Annotated in this window: 26 protein-coding genes and 1 tRNA gene; 16 read left to right on the top strand and 11 right to left on the bottom strand. The window is 40.7% G+C overall.

Annotated features, from left to right (window positions below; translation table 11 throughout):
* Positions 1 to 8: 8 nt before the first annotated feature.
* From recR to OFN91_RS03215, 3 genes are read right to left on the bottom strand one after another with little or no spacing between them, the layout of a single operon-like run.
* Positions 9 to 578 (bottom strand): recombination mediator RecR, encoded by a 570-nt coding sequence (gene recR / locus OFN91_RS03225; protein WP_270859202.1) that lies wholly within the window; start codon positions 576 to 578, stop codon positions 9 to 11.
* Positions 575 to 1819, bottom strand: coding sequence for an ArsS family sensor histidine kinase (locus OFN91_RS03220; protein WP_270862335.1), 1245 nt, complete (start codon positions 1817 to 1819; stop codon positions 575 to 577). Before OFN91_RS03220 ends, recR begins: the two co-directional genes overlap by 4 nt.
* Positions 1816 to 2487, bottom strand: coding sequence for a response regulator transcription factor (locus OFN91_RS03215; RefSeq protein WP_270859200.1), 672 nt, complete (start codon positions 2485 to 2487; stop codon positions 1816 to 1818). Before OFN91_RS03215 ends, OFN91_RS03220 begins: the two co-directional genes overlap by 4 nt.
* A 115-nt stretch (positions 2488 to 2602) precedes the next feature.
* Here OFN91_RS03215 and dnaJ point away from each other — a divergent pair, with 115 nt between their 5' ends.
* The 7 genes from dnaJ to OFN91_RS03180 all read left to right on the top strand — a co-directional run bounded on the left by dnaJ (position 2603) and on the right by OFN91_RS03180 (position 8850).
* Entirely contained in the window at positions 2603 to 3697 is a 1095-nt protein-coding gene (dnaJ, locus tag OFN91_RS03210; RefSeq protein WP_270873254.1) for a molecular chaperone DnaJ, read from the top strand.
* A 19-nt stretch (positions 3698 to 3716) separates the two neighbouring features.
* Positions 3717 to 3944, top strand: a complete 228-nt coding sequence (locus OFN91_RS03205) for a FeoA family protein (RefSeq protein WP_270859198.1) — start codon at positions 3717 to 3719, stop codon at positions 3942 to 3944.
* Positions 3945 to 3968: 24 nt separating this feature from the next.
* On the top strand, positions 3969 to 6347 hold the full coding sequence (feoB, locus tag OFN91_RS03200; protein ID WP_270873253.1) for a ferrous iron transporter B: 2379 nt from the start codon (positions 3969 to 3971) through the stop codon (positions 6345 to 6347).
* Position 6348: 1 nt separating this feature from the next.
* Positions 6349 to 6510, top strand: coding sequence for a FeoB-associated Cys-rich membrane protein (locus OFN91_RS03195; RefSeq protein ID WP_270859196.1), 162 nt, complete (start codon positions 6349 to 6351; stop codon positions 6508 to 6510).
* A 179-nt stretch (positions 6511 to 6689) separates the two neighbouring features.
* On the top strand, positions 6690 to 6851 hold the full coding sequence (locus OFN91_RS03190; RefSeq protein WP_270873252.1) for a hypothetical protein: 162 nt from the start codon (positions 6690 to 6692) through the stop codon (positions 6849 to 6851).
* A gap of 264 nt (positions 6852 to 7115) precedes the next feature.
* The gene (locus tag OFN91_RS03185) at positions 7116 to 7889 is read left to right on the top strand and encodes a hypothetical protein (RefSeq protein ID WP_270873251.1); all 774 of its coding nucleotides are present in this window, start codon (positions 7116 to 7118) and stop codon (positions 7887 to 7889) included.
* Between the two features lie 202 nt (positions 7890 to 8091).
* A complete protein-coding gene (locus OFN91_RS03180; RefSeq protein WP_270873250.1) occupies positions 8092 to 8850 on the top strand; it encodes a hypothetical protein in 759 nt (252 codons plus the stop codon).
* Positions 8851 to 9027: 177 nt separating this feature from the next.
* Here the strand turns inward: OFN91_RS03180 and OFN91_RS03175 are convergent, their stop codons facing one another.
* Together OFN91_RS03175 and OFN91_RS03170 are read right to left on the bottom strand one after the other, a co-directional pair.
* Positions 9028 to 9966 (bottom strand): M48 family metallopeptidase, encoded by a 939-nt coding sequence (locus tag OFN91_RS03175; RefSeq protein WP_270873249.1) that lies wholly within the window; start codon positions 9964 to 9966, stop codon positions 9028 to 9030.
* Positions 9942 to 11264, bottom strand: coding sequence for an MATE family efflux transporter (locus OFN91_RS03170; RefSeq protein WP_270873248.1), 1323 nt, complete (start codon positions 11262 to 11264; stop codon positions 9942 to 9944). Before OFN91_RS03170 ends, OFN91_RS03175 begins: the two co-directional genes overlap by 25 nt.
* Positions 11265 to 11388: 124 nt before the next feature.
* On the opposite strand from OFN91_RS03170, the gene abc-f reads away from it, so the two are divergent.
* From abc-f to OFN91_RS03140, 6 genes are read left to right on the top strand one after another with little or no spacing between them, the layout of a single operon-like run.
* Positions 11389 to 13341, top strand: coding sequence for a ribosomal protection-like ABC-F family protein (gene abc-f / locus OFN91_RS03165; RefSeq protein ID WP_270868403.1), 1953 nt, complete (start codon positions 11389 to 11391; stop codon positions 13339 to 13341).
* 8 nt (positions 13342 to 13349) lie between these two features.
* On the top strand, positions 13350 to 14579 hold the full coding sequence (locus tag OFN91_RS03160; protein ID WP_270873247.1) for a M48 family metallopeptidase: 1230 nt from the start codon (positions 13350 to 13352) through the stop codon (positions 14577 to 14579).
* The gene (gene prmC, locus OFN91_RS03155; RefSeq protein ID WP_270873246.1) at positions 14576 to 15370 is read left to right on the top strand and encodes a peptide chain release factor N(5)-glutamine methyltransferase; all 795 of its coding nucleotides are present in this window, start codon (positions 14576 to 14578) and stop codon (positions 15368 to 15370) included. Before OFN91_RS03160 ends, prmC begins: the two co-directional genes overlap by 4 nt.
* Positions 15370 to 16014, top strand: coding sequence for a uracil-DNA glycosylase (locus tag OFN91_RS03150; protein ID WP_270859188.1), 645 nt, complete (start codon positions 15370 to 15372; stop codon positions 16012 to 16014). The genes prmC and OFN91_RS03150 overlap by 1 nt, the downstream gene beginning before the upstream one ends.
* Positions 16011 to 17183 (top strand): hypothetical protein, encoded by a 1173-nt coding sequence (locus OFN91_RS03145; RefSeq protein ID WP_270873245.1) that lies wholly within the window; start codon positions 16011 to 16013, stop codon positions 17181 to 17183. Before OFN91_RS03150 ends, OFN91_RS03145 begins: the two co-directional genes overlap by 4 nt.
* Positions 17184 to 17212: 29 nt before the next feature.
* Entirely contained in the window at positions 17213 to 18016 is an 804-nt protein-coding gene (locus OFN91_RS03140) for a transporter substrate-binding domain-containing protein (RefSeq protein ID WP_270873244.1), read from the top strand.
* A 184-nt stretch (positions 18017 to 18200) separates the two neighbouring features.
* Here the strand turns inward: OFN91_RS03140 and OFN91_RS03135 are convergent, their stop codons facing one another.
* The 5 genes from OFN91_RS03135 to OFN91_RS03115 form a co-directional block, all read right to left on the bottom strand.
* Positions 18201 to 18701 (bottom strand): hypothetical protein, encoded by a 501-nt coding sequence (locus OFN91_RS03135; RefSeq protein WP_270873243.1) that lies wholly within the window; start codon positions 18699 to 18701, stop codon positions 18201 to 18203.
* A gap of 94 nt (positions 18702 to 18795) precedes the next feature.
* Positions 18796 to 19128, bottom strand: a complete 333-nt coding sequence (locus OFN91_RS03130) for a hypothetical protein (protein ID WP_270873242.1) — start codon at positions 19126 to 19128, stop codon at positions 18796 to 18798.
* 1 nt (position 19129) lies between these two features.
* Entirely contained in the window at positions 19130 to 19264 is a 135-nt protein-coding gene (locus tag OFN91_RS03125) for a hypothetical protein (RefSeq protein WP_270873241.1), read from the bottom strand.
* Positions 19265 to 19341: 77 nt separating this feature from the next.
* Positions 19342 to 19734 carry a YbgC/FadM family acyl-CoA thioesterase gene (locus tag OFN91_RS03120; protein WP_270873240.1) on the bottom strand — a complete coding sequence of 131 codons (393 nt, stop codon included), beginning with the start codon at positions 19732 to 19734 and terminating at the stop codon, positions 19342 to 19344.
* A complete protein-coding gene (locus tag OFN91_RS03115) occupies positions 19724 to 20227 on the bottom strand; it encodes a DUF4149 domain-containing protein (RefSeq protein ID WP_270873239.1) in 504 nt (167 codons plus the stop codon). Before OFN91_RS03115 ends, OFN91_RS03120 begins: the two co-directional genes overlap by 11 nt.
* A gap of 171 nt (positions 20228 to 20398) precedes the next feature.
* On the opposite strand from OFN91_RS03115, the gene OFN91_RS03110 reads away from it, so the two are divergent.
* Both OFN91_RS03110 and OFN91_RS03105 read left to right on the top strand, forming a co-directional pair.
* A tRNA-Phe gene (locus OFN91_RS03110) sits at positions 20399 to 20474 on the top strand.
* Positions 20475 to 20588: 114 nt separating this feature from the next.
* The gene (locus tag OFN91_RS03105; RefSeq protein WP_270873238.1) at positions 20589 to 20786 is read left to right on the top strand and encodes a hypothetical protein; all 198 of its coding nucleotides are present in this window, start codon (positions 20589 to 20591) and stop codon (positions 20784 to 20786) included.
* 124 nt (positions 20787 to 20910) lie between these two features.
* Here OFN91_RS03105 and uvrA read toward each other — a convergent pair whose 3' ends face one another.
* Positions 20911 to 23727: an excinuclease ABC subunit UvrA gene (gene uvrA, locus OFN91_RS03100; protein WP_270873237.1), complete on the bottom strand. Its 2817-nt coding sequence runs from the start codon at positions 23725 to 23727 to the stop codon at positions 20911 to 20913.
* Between the two features lie 128 nt (positions 23728 to 23855).
* Between uvrA and OFN91_RS03095 the strand changes: the two genes are divergently transcribed.
* On the top strand, positions 23856 to 25277 hold the full coding sequence (locus OFN91_RS03095; protein WP_270869777.1) for a TrkA C-terminal domain-containing protein: 1422 nt from the start codon (positions 23856 to 23858) through the stop codon (positions 25275 to 25277).
* Positions 25278 to 25298 lie beyond the last annotated feature (21 nt).

The following is a 25298-nucleotide window of genomic DNA, read 5'->3' as shown; positions in this document are numbered from 1 at the left end:
TTTTAAATTTATATATTTGTGCGCCCGTTGATTGCCTTCATAAGCGAAAGCATATCTATATTATCCAAGCTTACGCCAGTTGGCACGCCTTGGGCAAGCTTGCTAAAACGCAAATTTAAATCAGAGAGTTTATCCTCGACATAGAGCATAATCCCGTCTGAATTTATACTAGGCGTTAGCGCAAAAATCAGCTCATTTGCGCCATTTTGGATTATCATGGCGCGAAGTTTATCGATGATTTCTTCGCTAGCGTCTTCTAAGACAAAATATTTGCCATTAAAAATTTTATTACTCTCAAAGATAAAAATATCTTTCGGGCTCTCTACAATGGCGATTTTCTCGCTTTCTCGCTCTTCATCGGCGCAGTATTCGCAGATCTCGTCCTCGCAAATCGCACCGCAAATTTCGCATTTTTTCAGCCCCCGCACAGCTTCTTCGATATTGTGAGCTAAATTTAGCCCGAGGGTTGAATTTTGCACGCTGACATAATACGCAAAACGCAAAGCCGACTTTTTGCCCACGCCCGGGAGCTTTTCGAAGCTAGCAACTAGCTCTTCAAATTTATCATTTGCACTCATTTTTTACTGCCTGGATTGTTGAAAATTATAGAAAAATAATGTGTATTATCTGAATAATTATAAGTAAAGCTAAATTTGTGAAGATCGCAAATTTTATCTATGATATACAGCCCAAGCCCCATGCCAGTGGCCTTTTCGTTTTTGTTGCGAATAAAGGCTTGTTTGTAGTGCTCGAAGGATTTTTCAAGCGCGGCTCCGTGGTTGGCTACGCTGATTTTATTTTCGTCGCAAATCACGCTGACATGGTGATCGCTGGAATATTTTAGGCCATTGTCGATTAAATTTTTAATCGCCAAGGCAAAAAGCCCAAAATCTACATTGATAATAGCGTCATCTTCGATATTTTCGGCAACTAAGCTATCCCATTTATCTAGCATTGACATATCGCGAACCTGCTCTAAAATCAGGCTGAAATGGTATTTTTGGTAATTTAGCGTGTAGCTTTTCGATAGAAGTTGTTCGATTTTTGCAAATTCATTAATCAAAATTTCAAGCCTCTCAAAAACAGCCACAAGGCGCGTCTTTTGCGTCTCGTCATCGAGCATTTCAGTGATTAGTCTGCCCTTGCCAATCGGGGTTTTTAGCTCGTGCATTATGGTGCGTAAAAACAGCTGTCGAGAGCGGATAAGCTCTTGAATTTTAATAATCGCATTGTTAAATTCATGCGCTACTTGGCCGATTTCGTCTTCACGGCGAATTTGTTTTAAGTCTATTTCTAAATTTCCAAGCGAGAATTGTTTTATGTTTTTGCTAAGCTTTTTTAGTGGCGCAAAACTGCGTAAAATCGACAAATACAGCGAAAACAAAACCACAATAGTAATCAAAAATCCCACCCAGAGCGGATCGTTTAAATTTTTGGTGCCAATGCTCTCAAAAACCACGACCATTGAGTTGTTTTTGATATTTAAAAATAGCGTGTTGTTATACTCGATCGAGCTAATCTCACCTATGGCAGTTTCTTGTGCGAAGTATTTTTTGCCCGAAATAAGGACATTTTGGACTAAATTTTTATCCTTGACAAGCTCCAAGCCAAAATTTGAAAAATAGCTTTCGATATCTTGTGGCGGGTTGTTTCGTTTGTAGGATTCTAGCAGGTAATTTACGGCGTTGATTTGGTTTGCTTGCATGCTACCTAAGGCTTTGTTCATTTGAATTCGCCCAAATGTGATAAACAGCACGCAAACCAAAATTATCGCAGTTACGAAAAATATCGTAATTTTCGTGATTAAAGAGTGCTTCATCCGATGAGCTTATATCCGATTCCGCGAACTGAAAAAATATGTTTTGGTGATTTTGAATTATCGCCAATTTTTGTGCGAAGTCGCCCAATGATGACATCAAGGCTTTTTGAGTCTTTGTCTTTTAGGCTCTTGCAATGATAGACTAGCTGCTCGCGAGAAACAGAAAAGCTGTGTTGTTTGATGAGATATTCTAAAATCTCATATTCAGCCGGAGTTAGCACGAGTGCCTCTTCGCCAAAGTAGATTTCATGGCGTTTTTCATCTATGCGAAATACGCTATCAGCGACGGTTTCTTCTTTTTCGATTGTTTTTTTGTAACGGCGAATTAGGCTCATAATGCGCGCGTGCATTTCCTTTGGATCGTAAGGTTTAGGCAGATAATCATCTGCTCCGATTTGCAGTCCCACGACCTTGTCGCTGACATCAGATCTGGCCGAGCTAATGATGATTGGAATATCGTATTTTTCGCGGATTTCTTTGCATACTTCCAGTCCGTCCATGCCAGGAAGAGTTAAATCCAAAATTAGTAAATCATAGTTTTTGATTCCGGCACTTAGTCCGATATATGGGTCTTCGAAATTTGTAACATTGATATTAAATTTAGCCAAATATTCACTTAGCAAAGTAGCAAATTCGCTATCGTCTTCGATCATAAGCACATTTACCATGACGCGTCCTTTATAAAAATTTTGAAATTTTGCATTATATTGTAAAATAGTTAAATCTTAACTTGCATTTTAGCAAATTTAGATAAAATTGAGCCTTTTTAGTTTAGGAGAGATAATGGAAGAAGATTATTATGATATTTTAGGCGTGGCGCGCGACGCGGACGCTGAAACGATAAAAAAGGCATTTCGCAAACTAGCCTTGCAGCACCACCCAGACCGCAACCAAGGCAACAAAGAGAGCGAAGAGCAGTTTAAGAAAATAAACGAAGCTTACCAAGTCCTAGGCGATGAAGAAAAACGCAAAATGTATGATAGATACGGCAAAGAGGGCTTATCTGGCGGATTTGGCGGCGGTGGTGGCGCAGGAGATGCCTTTGGGTTTGGTTCGATGTTTAGCGACTTTTTCGAGCAAGCCTTTGGCGGAGGTGGCAGCAGAGCCAAACGAAGCGTCGATCCTTACGGCATAGATACAGAATTAGCCGTTACTTTGGAATTTAAAGAAGCTCTACGCGGCGTGCATAAAGATGTCAAATACAAAATCAAAAAACCATGCCCTACCTGCGACGCAACAGGCTCAAAAGACAAGAAAAAACACACCTGCCAAACTTGTGGTGGTTCTGGGCGAATCATGGCAAGGCGCGGATATATGAGCTTTATTCAGACTTGTAGCGCGTGTGGCGGAAGTGGCGAAAGTATAAAAGAAAAATGCAAAGATTGCGGTGGCAAGGCATATATCGAGGAGGAAATCAGCGTCAAATTTGACATACCAGCTGGCATTGATGATGGACAAAGAATTCGTCTAGCTGGTAAGGGAAATGTCTCTAAAACAGGCGAGGTCGGCGATGTTTATGTGCTAATTAGAGTGCGCGCTGATAGCCATTTCGAGCGTGACGGCGATGATTTGTATATCGAAGTGCCTGTGTTTTTCACCCAAGCGATTTTGGGTGAGAGTATCGAAGTGCCAACCCCTGAGGGCAAGACCGAGTTAAAATTAAAAGTAGGAAGCAAAGACAAAGATAGATTTGTAATTTCCGGTGAAGGTGCGCCAAATATCAGAACGAAGCAAAAAGGTGATTTGATTGTGCAAATCAGCGTCCAAACTCCAAAGAAACTAAACGACAAACAAACCGAGCTTTTGCGCGAGTTGCAAGCTAGCTTTGGCGAAAATGACGAGGGAATTTTAAGCAAAATCAAAAATTTCTTTAAATAATGAAATTTATGGAGAATTTATGCAAAGGCTAAACGAGGTAAAAATCGGCGCAAGTGTCAAGGTGGTCAAAATCCACGGAGACGGCGCTTTGAGGCGTCGGATTATGGATATGGGGATTACAAAAGGCATTGAGATAAAGCTAAAAAAAGCTGCCCCCTTAGGCGATCCTTTGGAGCTAGGCGTGAGAGGATACGAGCTCTCGCTACGCAAGGCTGACGCGTCATTGATAGAGGTCGAAAATTTATAAAATTTGCAAATTTAAAGAGTAAAAATGATAAAAATCGCACTTGTAGGAAATCCAAATTGTGGCAAAACGACATTTTTTAATGCCCTAACTGGCGCAAATGCCTTTGTCGGCAACTGGCCGGGCGTAACGGTCGAGAAAAAAGAGGGCTGTTTAATCGGCAAAGAAAATATCATAATCACCGATTTGCCGGGCATTTACTCGCTCTCGCCATACACGCCAGAAGAGATTGTAGCGCGCAACTACCTTTTGCACGAAAATCCAGATGTGATTTTAAATATCATCGACGGCACGAATTTAGAGCGAAATTTATACCTTAGCACGCAACTTTTGGAGCTTGAAATTCCAATGGTAATCGCTGTGAATATGACCGATATTTTGCGCAAAAGAGGCGATAAAATCGATTTAAAACTTCTTAGCAAAACCCTTGGCGCGCCGTGTGTGGAGATTTCTGCGCTTAAAAATATCGGCACAAATTTATGCGTGGAGCTAGCAATCGAGGCTAGCAAAAACCCTGCCCCACACCCAAAACACGATTTTTGTGGCCCAGCCGAACACGCGCTAGCGCATATCGAAGACGCTGTTTTAAAGGGCGAAAAGGGCGATAGGTGGTATGCGGTTAAAATTTTCGAGCGCGATGAGAGCGTGCTAAAAGAGCTAAAAATCGAAAAAGCCAAATTTAGCCTAATCGAGGAAAAAATCAAATCCTGTGAAACCGAGCTAGATGACGATAGCGTGGGGATTATCGCAAACGAGCGATACAACTATATCGCGCGTGTAAAAGACGCCTGTTTTATCAAAAACACAGATTTTGTCGCCAATGCTAGCGAAAATATTGACAAGGTTTTGACACATAGAATACTAGCTTTGCCGATTTTTGCGGTGATTATGTTTATCGTGTATTACACTTCGGTTACGGGCGTGGGCGGGCTGATGACGGATACCGTAAATGACGGGATTTTTGGCGACGGATTTTTCGTGGGAAGTAGCGAAAAATACGAGCAGGCTCTTGGCACACATTTGCAAAGCAAAATTTGCACGAGCGAATTCGTAGGCGCGCTAGATTTGATAAATCCTGAATTTAGCGCAGCCTCAGAAAATTTAAAAACGGCTTGCAATGAAGGCGATTTTGGCGCATTTAGCGAAAATTTTGACGCACTAAGTGGTGAAATTTCGCAAATTTCAAACGAAAATTTAAAAGAGCAAATTTCACTAGCTAGTGTGAATTTAGAGGCCGAAATTTTACCAAATCCTAGCGAGTATGGGCTGTATCTGCGCGGTCTGCCTGTGGTAATGGACGAGTTTTTGGAGCGCATAAACTGCGCGCAGTGGCTAAAAAGCCTCATCATCGACGGCGTTATTAGTGGCGTTGGAGCGGTGCTTGGCTTCGTGCCACAAATGGCGGTGCTTTTTATCTTTTTAGCGTTTTTAGAGGCGTGCGGATATATGACGCGCGTGGCTTTTGTCTTAGACCGCGCATTTCGTAAATTTGGGCTTAGTGGCAAGTCCTTTATCCCTATGCTAATCGGCACAGGCTGTGGCGTGCCCGGCGTGCTAGCTACGCGCACAATCGAGAGCGAAAAAGACCGCAAAATGGGCATTATGACGACTACATTTATGCCGTGTTCGGCGAAAATGCCGATGATTGCGCTCATTTCCGCAGCGCTTTTTGGCGGAGTGTGGTGGGTGGCACCTAGTGCGTATTTTCTAGGGATTTGTGCGATTGTGATTTCAGGGCTAATGCTTAAAAAAACGCCGATGTTTGCGGGCAAACCTGCGCCTTTTGTCTTGGAGCTACCGCCATATCACATGCCAACCCTCAAAAATATTTACCGAAGCGTCAAAGAGCGCGTTAGCTCGTTTATCAAAAATGCTGGAACGATAATTTTCATCTCATCGGTGCTGATTTGGTGCGGATCGAGGTTTGGCTTCGCCGAGGGGGGCTTTGTCTTTGATATAGAGCTTGATTTAAACGATAGCTTTATCGGCAAAATCGGCGCGTTTGTGGCGCCTGTGTTTGCGCCACTGGGCTTTGGCGACGCGAAGTCCGCAATCGCTACGCTTATGGGCTTAGTAGCCAAAGAAGAGGTCGTGGCGGTCTTTGGGATACTTGATTTTTCTGGGCTTGACACGCTTAGCGGATATGCGTTTTTGGCTTTTAACCTGCTTTGCGCGCCTTGCATAGCGGCAATGGCGACAATCGCAAAAGAGATGAGAAGTGCGCGCTGGACGGCGTTTGCGCTTGTGTATCAGACGCTGTTTTCTTACGCGGTCGCGCTTATGATTTATCAATTTGGCAGATTTTTTAGTGGTGCGCAAGGCGTGGGAGTGGGGCTTTTCGTGGCGTGCGCGTGCGCTGCGCTGATAATTTTAATGCTAGCAAAACCTTATAAAGAGAAAATTTGATATGCAAACTTTAACACAAAATATCGGAACAATCGCGGTTTTAGTGGTGCTTGGTGGGCTTTTGTTTTTGGCAGCAAGAAGCTTTGCGAAAAACAAAAATTCCTGCAACAAATGCGAGGGCTGTGGCTGCAACAATCCGCAAGAGTGCAAAAAAGACGAGTGAGGGTGATTTTGCCTTTGCAAGGCGCGCTTGGCGCGAACCTATGAACCCTGCGCCGATTTACCGTTGCGCGGTAATCAAAGTGCAAATTTTGCTAAATCTGTCATTAGGGGAATTTTTGCGAAGCAAAAATTCGTGGCAATCTACGATTTTAAAATTCCAAAACGCAAAATTTCGTGTAATTGCGAAATTTTAGTAATAAAATTGAAGCGATAAACTCGCTAATTGCTACCATAGAAGCCAAATCAGAGCTACAAGCTCACATACTAAAATCAAATTTCACGCTTAAAAAGCTTAGCCTAATCGCAGAGCAGAGTAAGAAGTGTGAGTGGAGGGAGAGATGATGAAAAATAGAAGTTTAGATTTACTTGTTGCTTGAATTTTAAAATTCAATAGTAAGTTTAAATTTGAGAATTTAATAAATTCAGTATCAACGATACTGACCGAATTTAAATTTGCAGCTAGGTGTCATTGCGAGAAGCGAAGCTTCGAAGCAATCCAGTAAATTTAAACAATGTTTGATTTGAAAACAGCTTTCGCTGTTTGCTGGATTGCTTCGACCACTTCGTGGTCTCGCAATGACGGAAATTTTATAAAAAGGATAAATTTTGGAAAATTTAAATTCTAAAAACGACTTTTTTAACAAAAACAGAAATTTGAGAGATTATGATAAAGAGCCATTGATTTTACGCGATTATAGCAGAGAAATTGCCTTTCATAATATTTTAAATTCTATATTTTTTCTTATTTCTTTGATAATTTTTATGGCTATTTCAGGAATAAAAAATTATGCAGATTTTAACGATATAATGGAAAAAATTCTTATTTGGCTTACGATATTTATAGTGCTTTTATTGATTGATTATTCGATTATTTTCTTATCAAAAGAACGCCGTGTATCGCTTTCTAATACAAAAGCAACTTATTATAATGCCGATTTGAAAATATACAAAATTTATAGTTTGCTTGGAAATAAGGAATTTTCATCATTTTTATATGCGATAAATAGAATAAAAAATGTATTTATTTATCCATTTTTAATCTTTTCTATAACTGGCTTTTTATTTACTTTCGATAGTGATTTTATTATAGGCTTGCTTGTGTGCATATTCGTTGTATTTTCAGCGACTATGTATGATGTTTTATTTCGTATGTTGGTTTATAAAAAATCAAATAAAAATATTACAAATTTTTGGGAATATTCACAGAAATTTGTAATTGATATAGGTTGGATTGATGGCGGGAGAATTGTAACTGCTGGTGCAACAATTTGCTTTTTTAATCAAAAAGACCACGATTTGTTAAAAGAATATTTTCTTTCACTTTTTCATATAAATTTAGATACGGATATAAAAGGTATTAAAAGTATAAAAATTTTCTAATAAGGAGACAAAAATGAGTAATTCTAGCAGAATTCACAAAGCTACTAGTGAGCTAAACAGGGTAGAATAAAGATTATAAATTTTGATAAATTTAAATTTACTAGTTGCTTGAATTTCAAAATTCAGAAGTAAGTTTAAATTTGTGAATTTAAAAATTTTAGTATCACAGATACTGACCGAGATTTTATAAAAAGGATTAAATTTGGAAAACAGAAATTTTAAAAACGATATTTTTAATAAAAATAAGAATTTGAGGGATTATGACAAAGAGCCGATTATTATAAAAAATTACGAACAATTTTTTACTTCTACATTTTTACTTACAACTTGTATTGTGCCTTTTATTCCACTTATGATTTATGAAATGATTACTGAAAAATTTGTTGAACCTGCAAATGTAGTTATATTTATAATACTTATTGGAGTTTGTATTTTTGGATATAATTTTCTTTATACAAAGCATATTTTGCGAGATGATAACTTTATAAAATTTAAATCTCAAACAATAGAATTTTATGAATATAATGAACTGCAACGAATTGTTAAAATTGAAGAAATGGATAAATTTTTATCAAAACCATTTTGGGCTTGGTGTGAAGAAAATGGCATAACTACATCAAAAATTTTCTTTTTTTTATTTTTTGTGTTAGTTTTAATATGTGGGTTTGTAAAACCCATTATTTTAGCGCTTTTGTTTTTTATATATTTGGCTGAATGTATTAAAAAAGCTATATTTTTTAAATTAAATAATAATTTTTCAAATTTTACTCCATTTCCTGCATTATGTATTGCGAGCGAATTTCATGTTGAACCTCATGTGTATAATATGCTTAGATTTGGTAGATATTGTTTAGTATATATATTCAGCGAAAATGATTATAAACAATTAAAAGAGTGGTTTTTTAGAATTAAAAAAATAAACATTGATAACATTAAAAAAAGCTATTACCCATATTTATAGCTAGAAAAGGAGACAAAAATGGGAAATTCTAGCAGCCTTCACAAGGCTACTAGTGAGCTAAACAAGGCAGAATAAAGATTATAAATTTTGATAAATTTTAAAAATCTCTAATTTTGCACGCGTAGATTGCTTCGTCAAGGCTTGCGCCTTTCCTCGCAATGACAATAGGGGCGCAAATTATCTATTTTTCACTAGATTAATTCGTTCTTTGAAATCAGGCATAATCCCAGCTATGAAGTCGTAAAATTCACGCCTGTGGTGCGCAAAGATGAGGTGAGTTAGCTCGTGAAGCACGACATAATGGACAAAGCGCAAATCTTTTTCGACCAATTTTAACGACAAATTTATGTAGCCCTTCGCGCTGTTGCAGCTGCCCCAGCGAGTTTTCATATCGCGCACGACTAGGCGATTGACGCTCTTTTGCACGAACGGCAAGTAGAGTTTAATCAAATCTTTATATAAATTTAGCGCCAAAAATTTCTTAAATTTCGCAAATTCTATCTCGTTTGCGCAGTAAATTTCGCTTCCTAAAACGGCGATTTTGCCGTTAAATTTCGCCAAATTTTGCGCCAAAATTTCGTTTGGCGTGGCTGGCGTGGCTGGCGTGGCTGGCGTGGCTGGCGTGGCTGGCGTGGAGTTCGTGGAGTTCGTGGAGTTCGTGGAGTTCGTGGAGTTCGTGGAGTTCGTGGAGTTCGTGGAGTTCGTGGAGTTCGTGGAGTTCGTGGAGTTCGTGTTTGGCGTGGCGCTAGGCGCAGTATCACTTACAAAATTTGTGTCAAATTTTAGCGCACTATCACTCGCGCCACTCTCGCAAAATTTCGGCGTAGTATTCCACAAATCCGCGAATTTCTCGCCAAATTTCAGCTCATAAATTTGCCCTAAAATTTCACTCTCGTTTTCTTTCAACGCCAAATTTTCGTATTTTTCTAAGGTTTTTTTAATCCAAATTTCATGCGATGCGATAAATTCCTGCGCCCTTTTCGCGCTCCAAAACCACGGCACACTAGCACGCACGGCGCAATCAGGGCTAATGCGAATCCTAGCGTATTTTACGCGCTTGAAACTAGCCAAAACGCAAATTTTGCCCAAATTTAGACTAATCGTTTGCTCTGCCATTTTTTGCTAATCCACCGCCAAGTATTCGCCCCGCCTCTGAGCCACTCATCGCACAAAAACCCAATCCAAACGCCCAAAATCCCGATTCCAAGCGAAATGCCTAAAAAATACCCCACCGGAAGCGACACGCCCCACATAAAGATTAACCCCATTAAAAACGGAAATCTCGCATCGCCGCTGGCGCGTAGAGCATTGACAAAGACGATATTGAAAGTGCGCCCAAGCTCTAAGATTATCGTTAGATAAAACAGCGGCCGCATGATTTCTTTGTGCGCCCCGCCCAGATTTAGCACGCTCATGATTAGCTCGCGCGCGAAAAAGACAACCGCGATGAAAAACGCCGTGACGATTAGACCGATTTTTAGCGCGTGAAAGGTGTGCGAATACGCGCGCTCTGGCTCTTTTGCGCCCACTAGGCGGCCTACGATGACCTCGTTTGCCATGCTAATGGCACTTCCGCCAAAGAAAATAAAGCTTGAAATCTGAAAATAAATCGTCTGCACCGTAAGACTTGCCTCGCCCATACTCGCTACAAAGGCAAAGGCGACAAGATATTGCGTGATCCAAAGCAGATTTTCCCCCGCACTCGGCAGTCCTACGGATAAAATTTTGCGTAAAATTTCAAATTTTATTTTCAAAAACATTAAAAAGTAAAATTTCAGTTTTATGATTTTGACGGCAATTAGCGCGAAAAGTATCACGCCCACAATCCTCCCGATAATCGTGCTAATTCCCACGCCAAAAAGCCCGTAAAATGGCAGTCCAAAGGGCTGGAAAAGCGCGATAAAATTTCCCACTAGCGTGATGATATTCATCGTTACTGAGATGATGATTATGTAGTTTGCATAGCCATACACGCGGATTATCGCGCTAAAAACTATCGCCACAGCGTCGATTGCAAAGACAATGCTAATGATTTTTAGATAAATCGTGCTATCGGCAAGTAGTTCGCTTGGCACTTGTAAGGCACGGAGCAAAAGCGTGGCGCACGAAAATACAAAAACCCCGCTAAGTCCGCCGATTAGGGCGTTAAAGGTAATGCTAGTATGTATTGCACGCAGGGCCAAAATTTTATTCCTAGCCCCCAGAGCTTGGGCGACCACGACCGAGCAACCCACAGCCAAAAACCCAAAAACCGTGATAAAAAGCAAAAATACCTGATTGCCAGCGCCCAGTGCGCCTACGAGCCTGACATCGACAAGGCTTATCATATAGGTGTTAATCAGCGCGGTAACTAGGCGCAAAAACATATCCGCATAGATTGCTAGGCTTAGTTTTGTTAGTGAAATTTCCTTCATTAATTCTCTTTTTTTAAAATAAGAAGCGCATTTTAGCGAAAAATTCATAGATTAAATTTAGAAATTATTCAAATTTAATATTTTTTTTACTACAATCGACAAATTTTATCTATAAAGGCAAATTTTGGCATTAGTTGATTTGATTGATGTAGTTAAAAAATTCGGTTCAAACACTGTCCTTGACGGCGTGAATTTCAGCCTAAGCTCTGGCGAGAGAGTCGCAATCATCGGCAAAAACGGCGGCGGAAAATCTACGCTGATGAAAATCATCGCTGGCGAGTATGAAATCGACGGCGGTCGCGTCATCACGCAAAACGGCATAAATATCCAAATGCTAGAACAAAGCCCGAAATTTGACGATAATCTCTCTGTCAAAGACGCCCTAAAACGCGAACTCAAAGAAATCTACGATGCCATTGATGAATACAACCAAATTTTAGAACAAATCTCAAACGATCCCCAAAACGAAGCGCTTCTAACCCGCCAAAATGAGCTAAATAAATTTATCGACGCCAAAGACGGCTGGAATATCGACAATAAAATCGAGCGAATTTTGGAGCATTTTGGGCTTAAAATTTACGAAAACCGCTCGGCTTGCACGCTAAGTGGGGGCGAAATTCGCCGCGTCGCCCTTGGTGCGCTGGTGCTAAAAAAGCCAGATATTTTGCTACTCGATGAGCCGACGAACCACCTTGATGTCTATATGGTGAGATTTTTGGAGGATATGCTTTTAAATTCGAAGCAAACCATACTTTTCATCTCGCACGATCGCTATTTCATCGACAAACTTGCGACTAGAAGTATCGAGATAGAGGAGGGCAAACTAAGCTTTTTTGATGGCGGATACGAAAACTATCTAAGGCGCAAACAAGAAATTTTAGCTAGCTTGCAAAAATCCCATGAAACGCTTTTAAAACAGCTAAAATACGAAGAAGAGTGGCTTCATCGTGGCGTAAAAGCTAGGCTCAAACGCGACGAGGGTCGCAAAGCCCGCGTGCTAGCCATGAGAGAAGAAGCCAAAAAAAATCCGGGTGTGATAAGGCGCGTGAAATTGGAGCTTGAACGCGCTAGTAGGAATTTCAACGGCACAGGTGGCGAGAACCGAAAAAAAATGCTTTTCGAGTGCAAAAATGTAAGCAAAATTTTAAATGGCAAGGACCTATTTAAGGGCTTTTCGGCTAGGGTTTTGCAAGGGGAAAGAATTGGCATAGTCGGCGCAAACGGCGCAGGTAAATCCACACTAATAAAAATGCTGATTGGCAAAACCCGCATTGACGGGGGCGAGATCAAAAGGGGCGATATTAAAATCGGCTATTTCGATCAGGCTAGATCTGAAATTTCAGGCGATAAGAGTTTGATTGAGATTTTTTGCCCAAACGGCGGAGATCACATTATGGTGCGCGGACATTATATGCATGTTTATGGCTATCTTAAAAATTTCTTATTCCCAAAAGAATTTTTGGATAAACCAGTAAGCGTGCTAAGCGGTGGCGAAAAAAACCGCGTCGCCCTTGCTAAGCTTTTTACTGAGCAGTATGATTGCCTTATTTTAGATGAGCCGACAAACGATTTGGATATCGCTACAATCAACATTTTGGAAGATTATTTGCTCAGCTTCGAAGGTGCTGTTATCATCGTAAGCCACGATAGATATTTCATCGACAAAATCACAAACAAGCTTTGGGCGTTTGAAAAGGGCAAAATCGAGCAGATTTATATACCATACAGCGAGTATTTGGAGTATGAAGACGAGATAAAAGACCTTGAAATTTATGAAAGCGAGGTCGCTTCTAGCGTGGGAAATACTGCGCCCGAAATCAAAGAAAATAAAAAAGAAAAAACCGCCACTACCAAACTTAGCTACAAACAAAACAAAATTTTAGAAGAATACCCAGCCAAAATCGAAGAGCTTGAAGCTCGCATCAAAGAGCTAAATCACGCTCTTTCAACCCCTGAAATTTACCAGCAAATAGGGCTTCAACCGCTTTTTGAAGAGCTCGAAGAGAAAAAGGGCGCACTAAATCAAATGGAAAACGAATATTTCGAGGTGCTCTCACTGGCTGAAAATTTAAAATAGGAAAATTTATGCTTTATTTTTTGATAATCATTTATATAATTTACACGATTTATAAAATTTCACTAGCCCTTTTACAGCTAAATTTCATCAAGGAAAATGCCAAAAAACCAGCCGTGATTTTAAGCGAAGCAGACTATCAAAAGGCTGGAATTGTCAGCATTACGAATTTGAAATTTGAAATTTTTAGCCTTGCGTTTGGGCTTTTGGTCGCTATTTTTTGGATTTGTTATGGTGCGGGTGCGTTGCAGGAATTTATCTACGCCAAATTTGGCAGGTGCAGCGCAAATTTGGGGGGCGGCGCGAGTATCTTTATCCAAAGCGTTTTTGTTTTAGCTTTCATTATACTTGGCGGGGTGATTGATTTGCCGTTTGAAATTTACGCCACTTTTGTCAAAGACAAAAAACTAGGATTTTCCACAATCACGCCTAAAATTTTCATCACTGATAAGCTAAAAGCCCTTGCGCTAACGCTAATTTTTGGCTTTTTGGTGGTTTTTGCGCTAGTTTTTTGCGTGCAAAATTTGGGGCAGTTTTGGTGGGTGTATGGGTTTGGCTTTTCGTTTGGGCTGATTTTGCTGATAAATTTGATTTATCCTACACTAATCGCGCCGCTGTTTAACAAAATGTCGCCATTAGCTGAGGGTGAATTAAAATCGCAAATCGAGATTTTGCTAGGCAAATGTGGCTTTAAAAGTAGTGGGGTTTTCGTCATCGACGCAGGCAAGCGCGATAATCGCTTAAATGCGTATTTTGGCGGACTTGGGGCGAGCAAAAAGGTCGTGCTTTTTGACACTCTGATAAAAAAGCTAAGCCAGAGCGAAATTTTGGCAGTTTTGGGACATGAACTAGGGCATTTCAAACACGGCGACATACTCAAAAATATCGCGCTTGGGGCGTTTATGCTGATTGTGATTTTTGGCGTGTTTGGAAATCTGGCTACAAATGTGGTTTTTGACGCGCTAAATTTGGTGCGTGACGGCGGTGCGACGCTGATTTTTATCATGCTTTTTTTGCCGATTTTGCAGAGTTTTTTAGAGCCAGTGATGTCGAAATTTAGCCGTATGCACGAGTTTGGCGCGGACAGGTTCGGCGCAGATAATGCGAGTAAAAATGATATGATTAGCGCACTTAAAAAACTTGGTAGCGAAAACAAAACTTTTCCGATTTCTCACCCGCTTTACAGCGCGATTTACCACTCGCACCCGAGCCTGTATGAGCGTATCAAGGAGCTAGAATGAAAATTTTCGAGGCGTTAAAATGGGCGCACGGCAGGACAAATTCTAGGTATGTTTCAAGGGAGCTTTTGAAATTTAGCGAAAATTTAAGCAACGAAGAGTTTGTAATGCTTTTTAACCACGCTATGCGAAATGAGGAAAAATTTCGCCAAAGTGTCGAAATTTACGCTTCTGGCGTGCCACTTGAATACATCACAAACAAGTGCAAATTTTTCGATTTTGAGTTTTTCGTCGATGAGCGGGTGCTAATACCTCGCTTTGAGACTGAAATTTTGGTCGATAAAGCATTTAGCGTGGCTCATCTTTTTAAAACTCCGCGCATTTGCGAGGTCGGCACTGGAAGCGGGATAATCTCGATTTGCCTTAAAAAATTTTTCCCAGACGCGCAAATTACCGCCACCGATATCAGCGAAAGTGCGCTTGAAGTAGCGCGCAAAAACGCCCAAAATTTGGGCGTGGATATTGAATTTGTGCATTGTGAATACCTAAGCGGTGTGCAGGGGGATTTCGATATCGTCGTATCAAATCCGCCATATATCGCTTCCTCGTATAAGCTCGATGAGCGGGTGCTAAAAGAGCCAAATTTGGCGCTAATCGGCGGCGAGAAGGGCGATGAGAAGCTAAAAAAACTAATCTTTTTAAGTGAAAATCGCACGAAATATCTGCTTTGCGAAATGGGGTATGACCAAAAGCAAAGCATGCAAGAAACGCTAAGCGAGCATGGATTTGCCTTTGAATTTTACAAAGATTTAGCTGGGTTTGATCGCGGATTTGTCGCAAGGAAAATAAATTAATGCAGGGCTCAAAACTTCATAGATTGCTTTGCTACAAGGCGTTTGGTTACAGGTATATCGACGCTGGAATCCTTGCTAGTGGCGAGAGATTTTTTAGCGATATTGATAGCCTTTCGCACAGCGTGCAAAACTGCGCGCTGTGCGAACTATCCAAAACACGCACCCACGCCATGGTGCCTTATGGCGATAAAAACGCCAAAATAATGGTAATCTCTCAGTGCCCAACGCACGCAGAAGATGAGAGCGGTGAGCCATTTAGTGGGAATTTGGGCGAGAAATTTAGGGTTAGTTTGAAGGAGCTTTGTGGTTTGGAAATCGGCGAAATTTACGCGTCGTATCTGATAAAATGCGCCCTAAATTTAAATAAAAAACTCACCTCCGAAATCATACTCAAATGCGCTCCCTACGCTATCGACGAGATTAAAATAATCCGTCCCAAAGTCGTGCTATGCCTTGGCGAGCTGTGCGCTAAAATTTTGCTTAAAAACAACAACCTCCCAGATATCAGGCTGATTCACGGCACGCCATTTCGCGAGGGCGGGATTACCTTTATACCGACATTTGATCTAAATTTCCTAAGCCAAAACCCAAGCCAAATTCCACTTTTCCACGATGATTTGCGCAAGATAAAGGAATTTTTGTGAGAGCGATTTTTGCGCTTTTAATCGCTGTTTTTTGCTTGGCGCACGATGACGAAAATATTTCGCTAAAAGATCTAAATTTTACGATAAGCGATGATGAAAATTCTAGCACCCAGATTTTGTTTGAGGGTGAGGATTTTATCCAAAAAAGCCTAGATGAGGGATACACGCTCTGGGACCCAGACAGCGAGAAAGGCGAGGTGTATAATCTCGTGGCAAATGCGATGAGCGCGACGATTGAAAACTCGCAAAATTCGGGCTTTAAAGTGGGTGTTTTAATGGCGCAAAATATCCTTGGCTCGCGCGCAGATAGCATTGCAAATGCGCTTTTGGCATTTGTGAGCGAGAGAAATTTGCAGGCGAATTTGCGCTTTTATTACATAGGAAATGAGAGCGAAGAGGGCATTATAGCGGCACTTGAAGCTATGGAGCGCGATAATGTCGCCCTCATAATCGCTCCATTAAATAGATCTGGCGTGGATATAGTAGATGAAAACTCGCAGTATAGTAGTATGGTTTTTGTGCCGACGCTAAATCAAAATTTAAGCGGGTTCGTGTCGAATAATATATATTTTGGCGGTATTGATTACAGCGAGCAAATGCAGTATCTGCTGGGGCGTTTCGCTGAAAATTTATACGCTATCGGCGATGAGAGCGCGCTGTCGCAGGTGCTGAACGATATGGCGTTTGATAGTCGCAATATCGAGGAGTTTTACACGATTAAAAGCAACCGAAATGCGGTTTTTGATTTTGAGGGCGAACTGCCACAAAATGCGAATTTTATCCTAAATTTGCCTAGTTCTAAAATACTCTCCGTAATCGGCGAAATTTCGCACAAAAAGCTAAACACACAAAACCTGCTTGCCACGCAAGTTGGCTTTGACGGCGAGATTATCGGTGCGCTTCCAAGCGCGATTGGCGGGAAATTTTACCTTGCAAACTCCATTTCGCCGGTTTCAAACTCGCTGCTTCATCGCGCGCTTAGCCTTGGCGTGGATTTGCGCTACGAGTGGATTGCATACAGCGCGCTTAGCGGGTTTGACTATTTTTATTCAAATTTTGCATTAAACCGCTATGAGCGGGCATTTAGCGAGGAATTTTACGATAACGGCCTTAGGTTTGATACCAAAATTTACGAGGTCGGCGAGGGTAAATTTCAAAAATTAAATTAAAATTTCAAATTTTTTTAGAAAGGAATTGCATGAAAAAGTATTTCAAAACACTTTTTTTAGGGCTTTCGTTTTTGTTTTTGCTCGCTGGTTGTGCGAGTAATCAACCCGCGTTAAACCAACCTACGCTAGATCAAATCAAATCTCGCGGAACTATCCTAGTGGGCGCTACTGGGGATTATAAACCGCTAAGTGTGCGCGAGCAAAACGGCACGCTATGGGGATTTGATGTCGATATCGCAAAGGCAATCGCCGAGAAGCTTGGCGTGGAGCCTGAGTTCGTCGCTACTAGCTGGCCAAGTCTGAGCGATGATACTATGGCAGAGCGCTTCGATATCGCGACTACTGGCATTACGATTAACGAAACACGCAAAAAAACTATGCTAATGAGCGATGGCTACCTTGCTAGCGGTAAGACGATTTTGTGCCGAAAAGGCGACGCAGCGAAATTTACAAGCTTAGAGAGTATCGATAAAAAGGGCGTTCGCGTGATGATAAATCCGGGCGGAACGAACGAGAAATTTGCGCGGGCAAATTTCAAAAACGCTAAAATCATCGTCCATAAGAAAAACGCCGAAATCCCAGCGCAAATCGCAAAAGGCGTAGCCGATGTGATGATCACAGAGACCACTGAGGCGCCGTATTATGTGGCAAACAACCCTAAACTAGCCGCTCCGCTACTAGAAAGCCCATTTACACGCGATGAAATCGGGGCTTTGATGTCTCAAAACAAGGGCGATTTGCAAAGTTTCGTAAATAAAGTAATCGCCGAGATGAAGGCAAATGGCGAGTTGAAAAAAATCACTGAAAAATATGGATTAGTTTATTCGTATTAAAATTTTAAAATTTCGGTTGCGAGAATGCTTTTGCTTGTCGCAACCGCTTTTAAAATTCCACGCTGAGGCAATCTTGGATACTGCGCCGAAATTTTAGTTGTAGTGTGGCAAGTTGCCTAGCGAAAATTTCGGTAACCTTATGGTTGGCAAGGATGCCCACCCTACGATACTATTTGATTTCAATTTACTCATATATATTTCCATTAAATAAACTGATTATATATTCTTTTTTATCTACGCATTTAACAAATAATTTATTATCTATAATTTCATAACTATTTATAATTTCGCCAAAATCCACTCTCCATACTTCTTTGCTTCCAAAATAACATATAATGTTACACTCGCAGACTACACATAGATATTCGCTGTTTTCATCGTAGAGCATTTCGAAAAACGGAAAAATCAACTCTTCATTAAATAAAATTTCGCCGCCGTCTATATCTATGCAGATAAAATTTTGACTAGCACCTATGTAAAGTAAATTCTTTCGCACATTTAAGCTTATTTGGGAATTTGTGCCATAGTTAAAATATGCTACGCCATAAATTTGACCGCCACAGCTAACACACAAAAATTCATTATATTCATCGTCTCCACAGAATATAATATTTTCTTTTGGCACTTTTTCTTGTAAAAATTTTAAATTTTCAATAAAACGCATTGTAATTAGTGGCGTTTTCATTTTTCACCCTTTACAATAACGGTCAGCACCGTATGGTGGGTATCCTTGCCCACCGAATTTTATATATTTATTAAATTTAATCATTTTTAATCCTTTATTCATTATTGCGAAGGTCATTATCATATAGTATTTTACTTTTTTGTTCGCACAAATGTATTAGTTTATCTAACTTTTGTTTATAATCAACAAGCAAATCTAATTCTTTTGATTTAATATGTATATCAGATAAAAGCCTATTAAATTCATCTCCACAATTAATAATATTCATATTTAAACTACCTTGTTTTATAAACGACAAAACGGTTCCCATAACAAATCCATCTAGCTCTACTAGTTCAGAAAATAAATCATATAATTCATCGTTTTGTGGAACAGGTGGGAATTCTGTTTCTATTATTTTTTTATATTCTTGCTCTATTTTAAACATGTTAATCCCAAAATGTAACTATTTTTCCGTCTTTTGTCCAATAACCACCAATCTTATTTTCACCTGTGCCAGCACCGTAGGGTGGGCATTCTTGCCCGCCGAATTTTATATTTTTATCAAATTTTATTTTAGCCACTTTAATTCTTTTAAAATTTCGGTAGATAAAAGCAAGTTTTTATATTTTAAATTTGCAAAATTTAGCCCTGCCAACCCTCACAACCCCTTGAAAAACTCCACGATTTCGTCGCTGAATTTCACAGGTTTGCCGTTTTGCAGGTATGCGACTCTGACATCTTGGGCGAAGATTAACTCATCAAATTCGCGCCCATTTATATCTTTTAGTTTGTAGATTTTTTGCGTCAGCACCGCGCTTGCGTTTTTTAGCTCTTTGAGCGTGGTTTTGATTTCTAGTTCGTCGCCCAGCACCGCAGAGCGCAGGAATTTCGCCTGCAAATCGCTCACTACGAAAAACGCCTGCTTGCTGTGAAAATCCACGCCCGCACGCATTAGCGCCTCGCTTCTAGCCCGCTCGCAAAATTTTATGTAGTTTGCGTGATAGACGATGCCCTGCGCGTCGGTATCGTCGTAATAAATCCTAAATTTCATTGCCTCTGCCTATGCGCAAGTTTGGCACCATTTTTAGGAAAAACAGCACCGTTTGCGCGATTATCATTAGCTTGGCGCACCACTCGCTGGCTTTGTGGATTTGGGCGAATTCGGCTGTTTGCGTGCCTGCTTCGCCTAGCTTTTGCGCGTCAAGGATAAATTCTGTGAAATACAGCACAAAAAGTGTCGCTAAAATGAGGTTTATGAGCGCTAGCATGAGGGTTGAGAGTTTTAGGTTGAAAGGCTGGGATTTGTTGTTGTTGAAATTCACCATTTCAAAAATTAGGCAAATTATCGAAAACGGCATTAAAATGGCGTTGTATTTGACAAAAATCGCGCTCATCATCTGACCGCTTTGGAAGTGGCTAAGCACGCCCTCGCCAATGAGACTTTGTGGGTAAAAAATCGTCGGAGCAGTGAGTGCGCCAAGGCTAAGCTCGATACCGATGAGCGCGCCAAGAGCGAGGATATAAATCGAAAAAATCGCTTTCATAAAAATCCTTAAATTTGTAAATTTCGTAAATTTTGTAATTTCGCGCCATTATACCCTAAAATTTGTCTTTATTTGGAAATTTTGAGTAAATTTGGCTGGAATTTAGCCGAATTTCTCAAATTTTATCATTATTTAAGTAATGTTTAAATAAAATAATTTTTCCTTTTTCGTGGTTGGATAGCTCAGTCGGTAGAGCAGCAGACTGAAAATCTGCGTGTCGGCAGTTCGATTCTGCCTCTAACCACCACTTTTATTCAAATTTAAATCCCAAAATCAGTGAAATTTAAGGCACGCAATCATAGAAAATCGCAAAATAAATCGTAAATTTAGCTGTCTTTATAATAAAATCGAAAAGATAAATTTGAAACCAAGGGCGAATTTTGCGCCGAAATTTGCGAATTTGCCAGGCAGGATTACAGAGGCGATAGCGAAATTTTATGATGAGCCAAAATTTGCGGGTGAGTTTTTGAAAATTTTGGATAATGCCTGCAAAAACGGTGAAATTTCACGCGCGTGCAAAGATGAAATTTATCGTAGATTTTTAGCCGAGGAATTTTAGGCTAAATTTGAAAATTTGGGAAAATTAGCGCAAATTTCATGCAAATTTCACGCTAAATTTTAAACTAAATTTGTCAAATTTCGCTCCAAAATTCACGCTAAATTTCCCCAAATTCACCCAAATTTTACCCCGCAAATTCCTCGTTTAAAAACTCCCCAGTATATGAGTGCGTTTTTTTGTAGTTTTTCGCCAGCTGTTTTGGTGTGCCTTGCGCTACGATTTTTCCGCCACCATCGCCACCTTCTGGCCCCATATCTATGAGATAGTCGCAGTTTTTGATGATGTCCATATTATGCTCGATGACAAAGACCGAATTGCCCAAATCCACGAGGTGATGAAGCACTTGCACCAGCCTATCGACATCGGCGAAGTGCAGGCCAGTGGTCGGCTCGTCGAGGATATAAAGTGTATTGCCAGTATCCGTGCGACTAAGCTCCTTTGCGAGTTTGACGCGCTGAGCTTCGCCCCCGCTTAGCGTGGTTGCAGGCTGACCTAGCGCGATATAGCCAAGGCCTACATCTTGGAGGGTTTTTAGTTTTTGGTGTATTTTTGGCACAGCTTTGAAAAACTCCAAAGCCTCGTCGATACTCATCGCCAAAACCTCGGCGATATTTTTGTTTTTGTAGTAAATTTCGAGCGTCTGGGCGTTGTAGCGCGAACCACCGCATGCGTCGCAAACTACGCTAATATCGGGCAAAAAGTGCATTTCGATTTTGATTTCGCCCTCTCCTGCGCATTTTTCGCAACGCCCGCCCTTGACATTGAAGCTAAATCGCCCGATTTTATACCCCCTCATCATCGCCTCTTTTGTCTGCGCAAAGAGCGCGCGGATCTCGTCCATAACGCCAGTGTAAGTGGCTGGATTGGAGCGTGGGGTGCGACCGATTGGGCTTTGGTCTAGGTAGATGACCTTGTCTAAATTTTGCAGACCTGAAATTTTGGCATTTTTTATAATTTTTACATTTCTGGCACGGTTAAGCTCCTCCAATGCCGCTGGCAGGATTGTTTGAAGCACGAGCGAGCTTTTGCCGCTGCCACTAACTCCGGTAATTCCGACTAAATTTCGCAAAGGAAATTTTGCGCTTAGGTCGTGGATATTGTTGATTTCGACATTTTTTATGCTTAACCACTCCTTTTGCGGGCGATTTTTTTGGTAATCAATCGTTTTGTGATTGTTCATATACAGCGCGGTTTGCGTGTCGCTTTTAAGCAGATTTTCCACACTTCCGCTAAATACGACCTCGCCACCGTATTTACCAGCCCCAGGTCCGATATCTACGACGAAATCCGCTTGTTGTATGGTTTTTTTGTCGTGTTCGACGACGATTACAGAATTTCCCTTTTGCTGTAAATTTCTAAGTGTATTGATTAGCTTTTGTGTATCGCGCTCGTGAAGTCCGATACTAGGCTCATCTAGGACATACATTACCCCACTTAGTCCGCTTCCAATCTGGCTTGCGATGCGTATTCGTTGTGCTTCGCCACCGCTGATTGTGCGTGCATCGCGCCCAAGGGTCAGGTATCCAAGACCTACATCGTTTAAGAAAAATAGTCTTTCGTTGATTTCTTTTAAAATCGGCGCCGCGATTTGCGCCTCTTGCGGGCTAAAATGGGCGAAATTTTTCTCATCGCCAAAGAATTTGACATTTTCTTCTATGCTTGTCTTTACTACTTCGCCAAGGCCTTTGCTAGCGACTTTTACAGCTAAGCTTTGGGGTTTTAGACGCAGTCCGCCACAAGCGGTGCAGGTTTTTTCGCTCATATATTCGTCTAAATCGTTTTCGTTTTTTAGCAAATCATAGGCGTATTTGATTGCGCCCTCGAATTTACGCATTAGCTTGTGCGATTTCCAATAAAACGGCACTTCTTTCGCGCTTCCGTATAAAATGAGCTGTTTTTGTGCCTCATCAAGCTCGGCGTATGGGACATCTGTGGGAATATCGTTTGCCGCGCAAAATCCGAGCAAAAATTTATAATAATAGCTTTTGTTAAACCCTGACATTACCTTAATCGCGCCGTTTTCGATAGAATTTGCCTCGTTTATGATTTTAGCTAAATCTAGGCTAAATTTAATCCCAAGCCCATCGCACTCCTCGCACGCACCTTTGGGGCTGTTGAAGCTAAAAGTCAGCGGTTCGAGCGGAGTAAATGAAATTTTGCAATCAAAGCACGCCATGTGTTCGCTGTAATGGATATGATCGTGCGCAAGCCCGAATTCATCGGCATTTGCGATATCTATTTCGACCTCGCCAAAGCTAAGTTTTAAGGAATTTTCGATGTCGCTTGCGATTCGCGTGGCGTTTTCTTCGCTGATACTGACGCGGTCGATGACGACTTTGATTGTGTGTTTTTTGGTTTTAGCTAGTTCGATTTCTTCGTCAAGTCTAACTAAAACGCCGTCAATCTGGGCTCTGACATAGCCTTTGTTTCGCATATCTTCGATCAAATCAGCAAAAGTGCCCTTTTTTTCGCGCACGAGCGGGGCAGAAATTGAAATTTTCGCGCCATTTGGGAGTTTCATAACCTCGGCGATGATATCAGATGAGCTCATTTTTGAGATTGGTTTGCCGCATTGGTGGCAGTGTTGCACGCCCGTTCTAGCATAAAGCAAGCGCAAATAATCGTAAATTTCAGTTATTGTTCCCACGGTTGAACGAGGGTTTTTGGAGGTGGTTTTTTGATCTATCGCAATCGCTGGGGTTAGGCCGTCGATTTTGTCGATATCTGGCTTGCCAACCCGGTCTAAAAACTGCCTAGCATACGCCGAAAGGCTCTCTACATAGCGTCTTTGCCCCTCGGCATAGAGTGTATCAAAGGCTAGCGTGGATTTGCCAGAGCCCGAAAGGCCGGTAAAAACGACTAATTTATTTTTTGGAATTTTCAAATTTATATTTTTTAGGTTGTGTTCTCTTGCGCCGATAATTGTGATTTTATCGTTCATTTTAGCCTCTTTTTTGTGAAAATTAACCTTTAATTATATCTTAAAATTCTTTGAAAGAGTTTGCAAAAACGCTTAAATTTCAGCCATGTTTGATATAATTTTGAAAAATCAAAATTTAATGGATAAAAATGAAAAAAGTTTTAATCATAGCAAGTGGCGATTTCGCGCGCCATTTTTTAAATAGAATTTATAAATCCAAAGATGTTATCCACGAATACTTCATCATCGCAAAAGACAGCTCCTGCGTGCCTGAGGGGATTTTGGGTATGCAAAATTTCAGCGTAGAGATTTTCGATCCTACAAGCATAGAAAGGCTAAAATTAGTAGTAAATCAGGGCGAATTCGATAGGTGCATAATGATAATGGACATTGAATTTGACGCTAGGGTGAGTTTGAATAATCTTAAAGAAATTGCGCCAAATTTGGAAATTTATCTCGCTGATTTTTGGGATTTGGTGCAAGAGTATAAAGAAGAAAAGCATATTAAAATTTTAAATGTTTTATCGCTAAATTCATCTCGTTTTATGGGTTGTTTGCCAGATAGCCCGGTTTTTGCGCAGTATGTAGGGCTTGGCAGAGGCGAGATAATGGAGGTAAAAATCCCAGTGGGAAGCTCGTTTGCGTATCGCAAGGTAGGCACTCTAAGCTCGAAGCGATACAAAATCCCGATGATTTATCGCCACAACACCTACATAATCACCACGAAAAGCACGGTGATTTATCCAAACGATACGATTTTGGTTGTGGGCGAGCCAAGTGCCTTGCGCGCGGTATTTGCGCAGGTCAAACAGCAAAACGGCCAGTTTCCATCGCCATTTGGGATAAATATTTATGCGCTAATTGATATGAAGGAGATGAGCGAGAGCTCGATTTATAAGACGCTAAGAGCGGTGGAGTATCTAGATAGCAGGCTCCAAAATCACAAAATTTGCATTAGGGTGGTAAATCCTAAAATTTCGCCTAGTTTCGAGGAAATTAAAGCCAAAAGCGATGATGAAAAATTTGAAATTTTAATTGATTATAAAGAGAAAAATATCTCGAATTTAAACGGCGATGTGAGCGAAAATAAGGCTGGTTTGGTCGTGTGCGTGAGGGAGATTTTCGAAAAAAATAAAGCCTATTTGCAAAGTCTTGGCGTGCCGATTTTAAGTCTAGGGCAGAGCGAGTTAGAGGCGATAAAACGCAGTGTGGTGGTAAATGGCGGAGCGAATATGGACGAGGAATCAAGCGTGGTTTTTGATATCAGCTCGCAGCTTGGTATGAATATTCACCTGTATATTTTTAACGAAAACGGCGGCAAAGGTGGCGAGTTTGTGCAAAATTATCTAAATTTGTCAAAGCTTTTCTCAAAAGAGCTCATAATCCACGATGATATGAGCAAAAACCCATTAATCGAGCTTAGCGGAGAGAGTGATTTCTTGCAGTTTGTGCCATTTAGCGATAAAATTTTAGCCCCGAAATCGACAGCAATTTTCAAAAAAGACCTTGACAAAATGTATTTCAAACTAAGCCACAATCACCAAATTTTTCTTCCATGCGATATGGGGTAAAAAAATGCAAAATTTATGCTA

This window comes from Campylobacter sp. JMF_08 NE1 (genome assembly GCF_027737875.1).
In the GTDB taxonomy this organism is placed as follows: Bacteria; Campylobacterota; Campylobacteria; order Campylobacterales; family Campylobacteraceae; genus Campylobacter_B.
The sequence above is the reverse complement of the archived record's forward strand: the minus strand, read 5'-3'. Positions and strand labels throughout refer to the sequence as shown.

What these genes read in the sequence shown, in the direction of transcription:
- recR (WP_270859202.1), bottom strand. Translation starts at nt 578, where the DNA reads ATGAGTGCAAATGATAAATTTGAAGAGCTAGTTGCTAGCTTCGAAAAG.
- OFN91_RS03220 (WP_270862335.1), bottom strand. Translation starts at nt 1,819, where the DNA reads ATGAAGCACTCTTTAATCACGAAAATTACGATATTTTTCGTAACTGCG.
- OFN91_RS03215 (WP_270859200.1), bottom strand. Translation starts at nt 2,487, where the DNA reads ATGGTAAATGTGCTTATGATCGAAGACGATAGCGAATTTGCTACTTTG.
- dnaJ (WP_270873254.1), top strand. Translation starts at nt 2,603, where the DNA reads ATGGAAGAAGATTATTATGATATTTTAGGCGTGGCGCGCGACGCGGAC.
- OFN91_RS03205 (WP_270859198.1), top strand. Translation starts at nt 3,717, where the DNA reads ATGCAAAGGCTAAACGAGGTAAAAATCGGCGCAAGTGTCAAGGTGGTC.
- feoB (WP_270873253.1), top strand. Translation starts at nt 3,969, where the DNA reads ATGATAAAAATCGCACTTGTAGGAAATCCAAATTGTGGCAAAACGACA.
- OFN91_RS03195 (WP_270859196.1), top strand. Translation starts at nt 6,349, where the DNA reads ATGCAAACTTTAACACAAAATATCGGAACAATCGCGGTTTTAGTGGTG.
- OFN91_RS03175 (WP_270873249.1), bottom strand. Translation starts at nt 9,966, where the DNA reads ATGGCAGAGCAAACGATTAGTCTAAATTTGGGCAAAATTTGCGTTTTG.
- OFN91_RS03170 (WP_270873248.1), bottom strand. Translation starts at nt 11,264, where the DNA reads ATGAAGGAAATTTCACTAACAAAACTAAGCCTAGCAATCTATGCGGAT.
- OFN91_RS03160 (WP_270873247.1), top strand. Translation starts at nt 13,350, where the DNA reads ATGCTTTATTTTTTGATAATCATTTATATAATTTACACGATTTATAAA.
- prmC (WP_270873246.1), top strand. Translation starts at nt 14,576, where the DNA reads ATGAAAATTTTCGAGGCGTTAAAATGGGCGCACGGCAGGACAAATTCT.
- OFN91_RS03150 (WP_270859188.1), top strand. Translation starts at nt 15,370, where the DNA reads ATGCAGGGCTCAAAACTTCATAGATTGCTTTGCTACAAGGCGTTTGGT.
- OFN91_RS03140 (WP_270873244.1), top strand. Translation starts at nt 17,213, where the DNA reads ATGAAAAAGTATTTCAAAACACTTTTTTTAGGGCTTTCGTTTTTGTTT.
- OFN91_RS03135 (WP_270873243.1), bottom strand. Translation starts at nt 18,701, where the DNA reads ATGAAAACGCCACTAATTACAATGCGTTTTATTGAAAATTTAAAATTT.
- OFN91_RS03130 (WP_270873242.1), bottom strand. Translation starts at nt 19,128, where the DNA reads ATGTTTAAAATAGAGCAAGAATATAAAAAAATAATAGAAACAGAATTC.
- OFN91_RS03120 (WP_270873240.1), bottom strand. Translation starts at nt 19,734, where the DNA reads ATGAAATTTAGGATTTATTACGACGATACCGACGCGCAGGGCATCGTC.
- OFN91_RS03115 (WP_270873239.1), bottom strand. Translation starts at nt 20,227, where the DNA reads ATGAAAGCGATTTTTTCGATTTATATCCTCGCTCTTGGCGCGCTCATC.
- uvrA (WP_270873237.1), bottom strand. Translation starts at nt 23,727, where the DNA reads ATGAACGATAAAATCACAATTATCGGCGCAAGAGAACACAACCTAAAA.
- OFN91_RS03095 (WP_270869777.1), top strand. Translation starts at nt 23,856, where the DNA reads ATGAAAAAAGTTTTAATCATAGCAAGTGGCGATTTCGCGCGCCATTTT.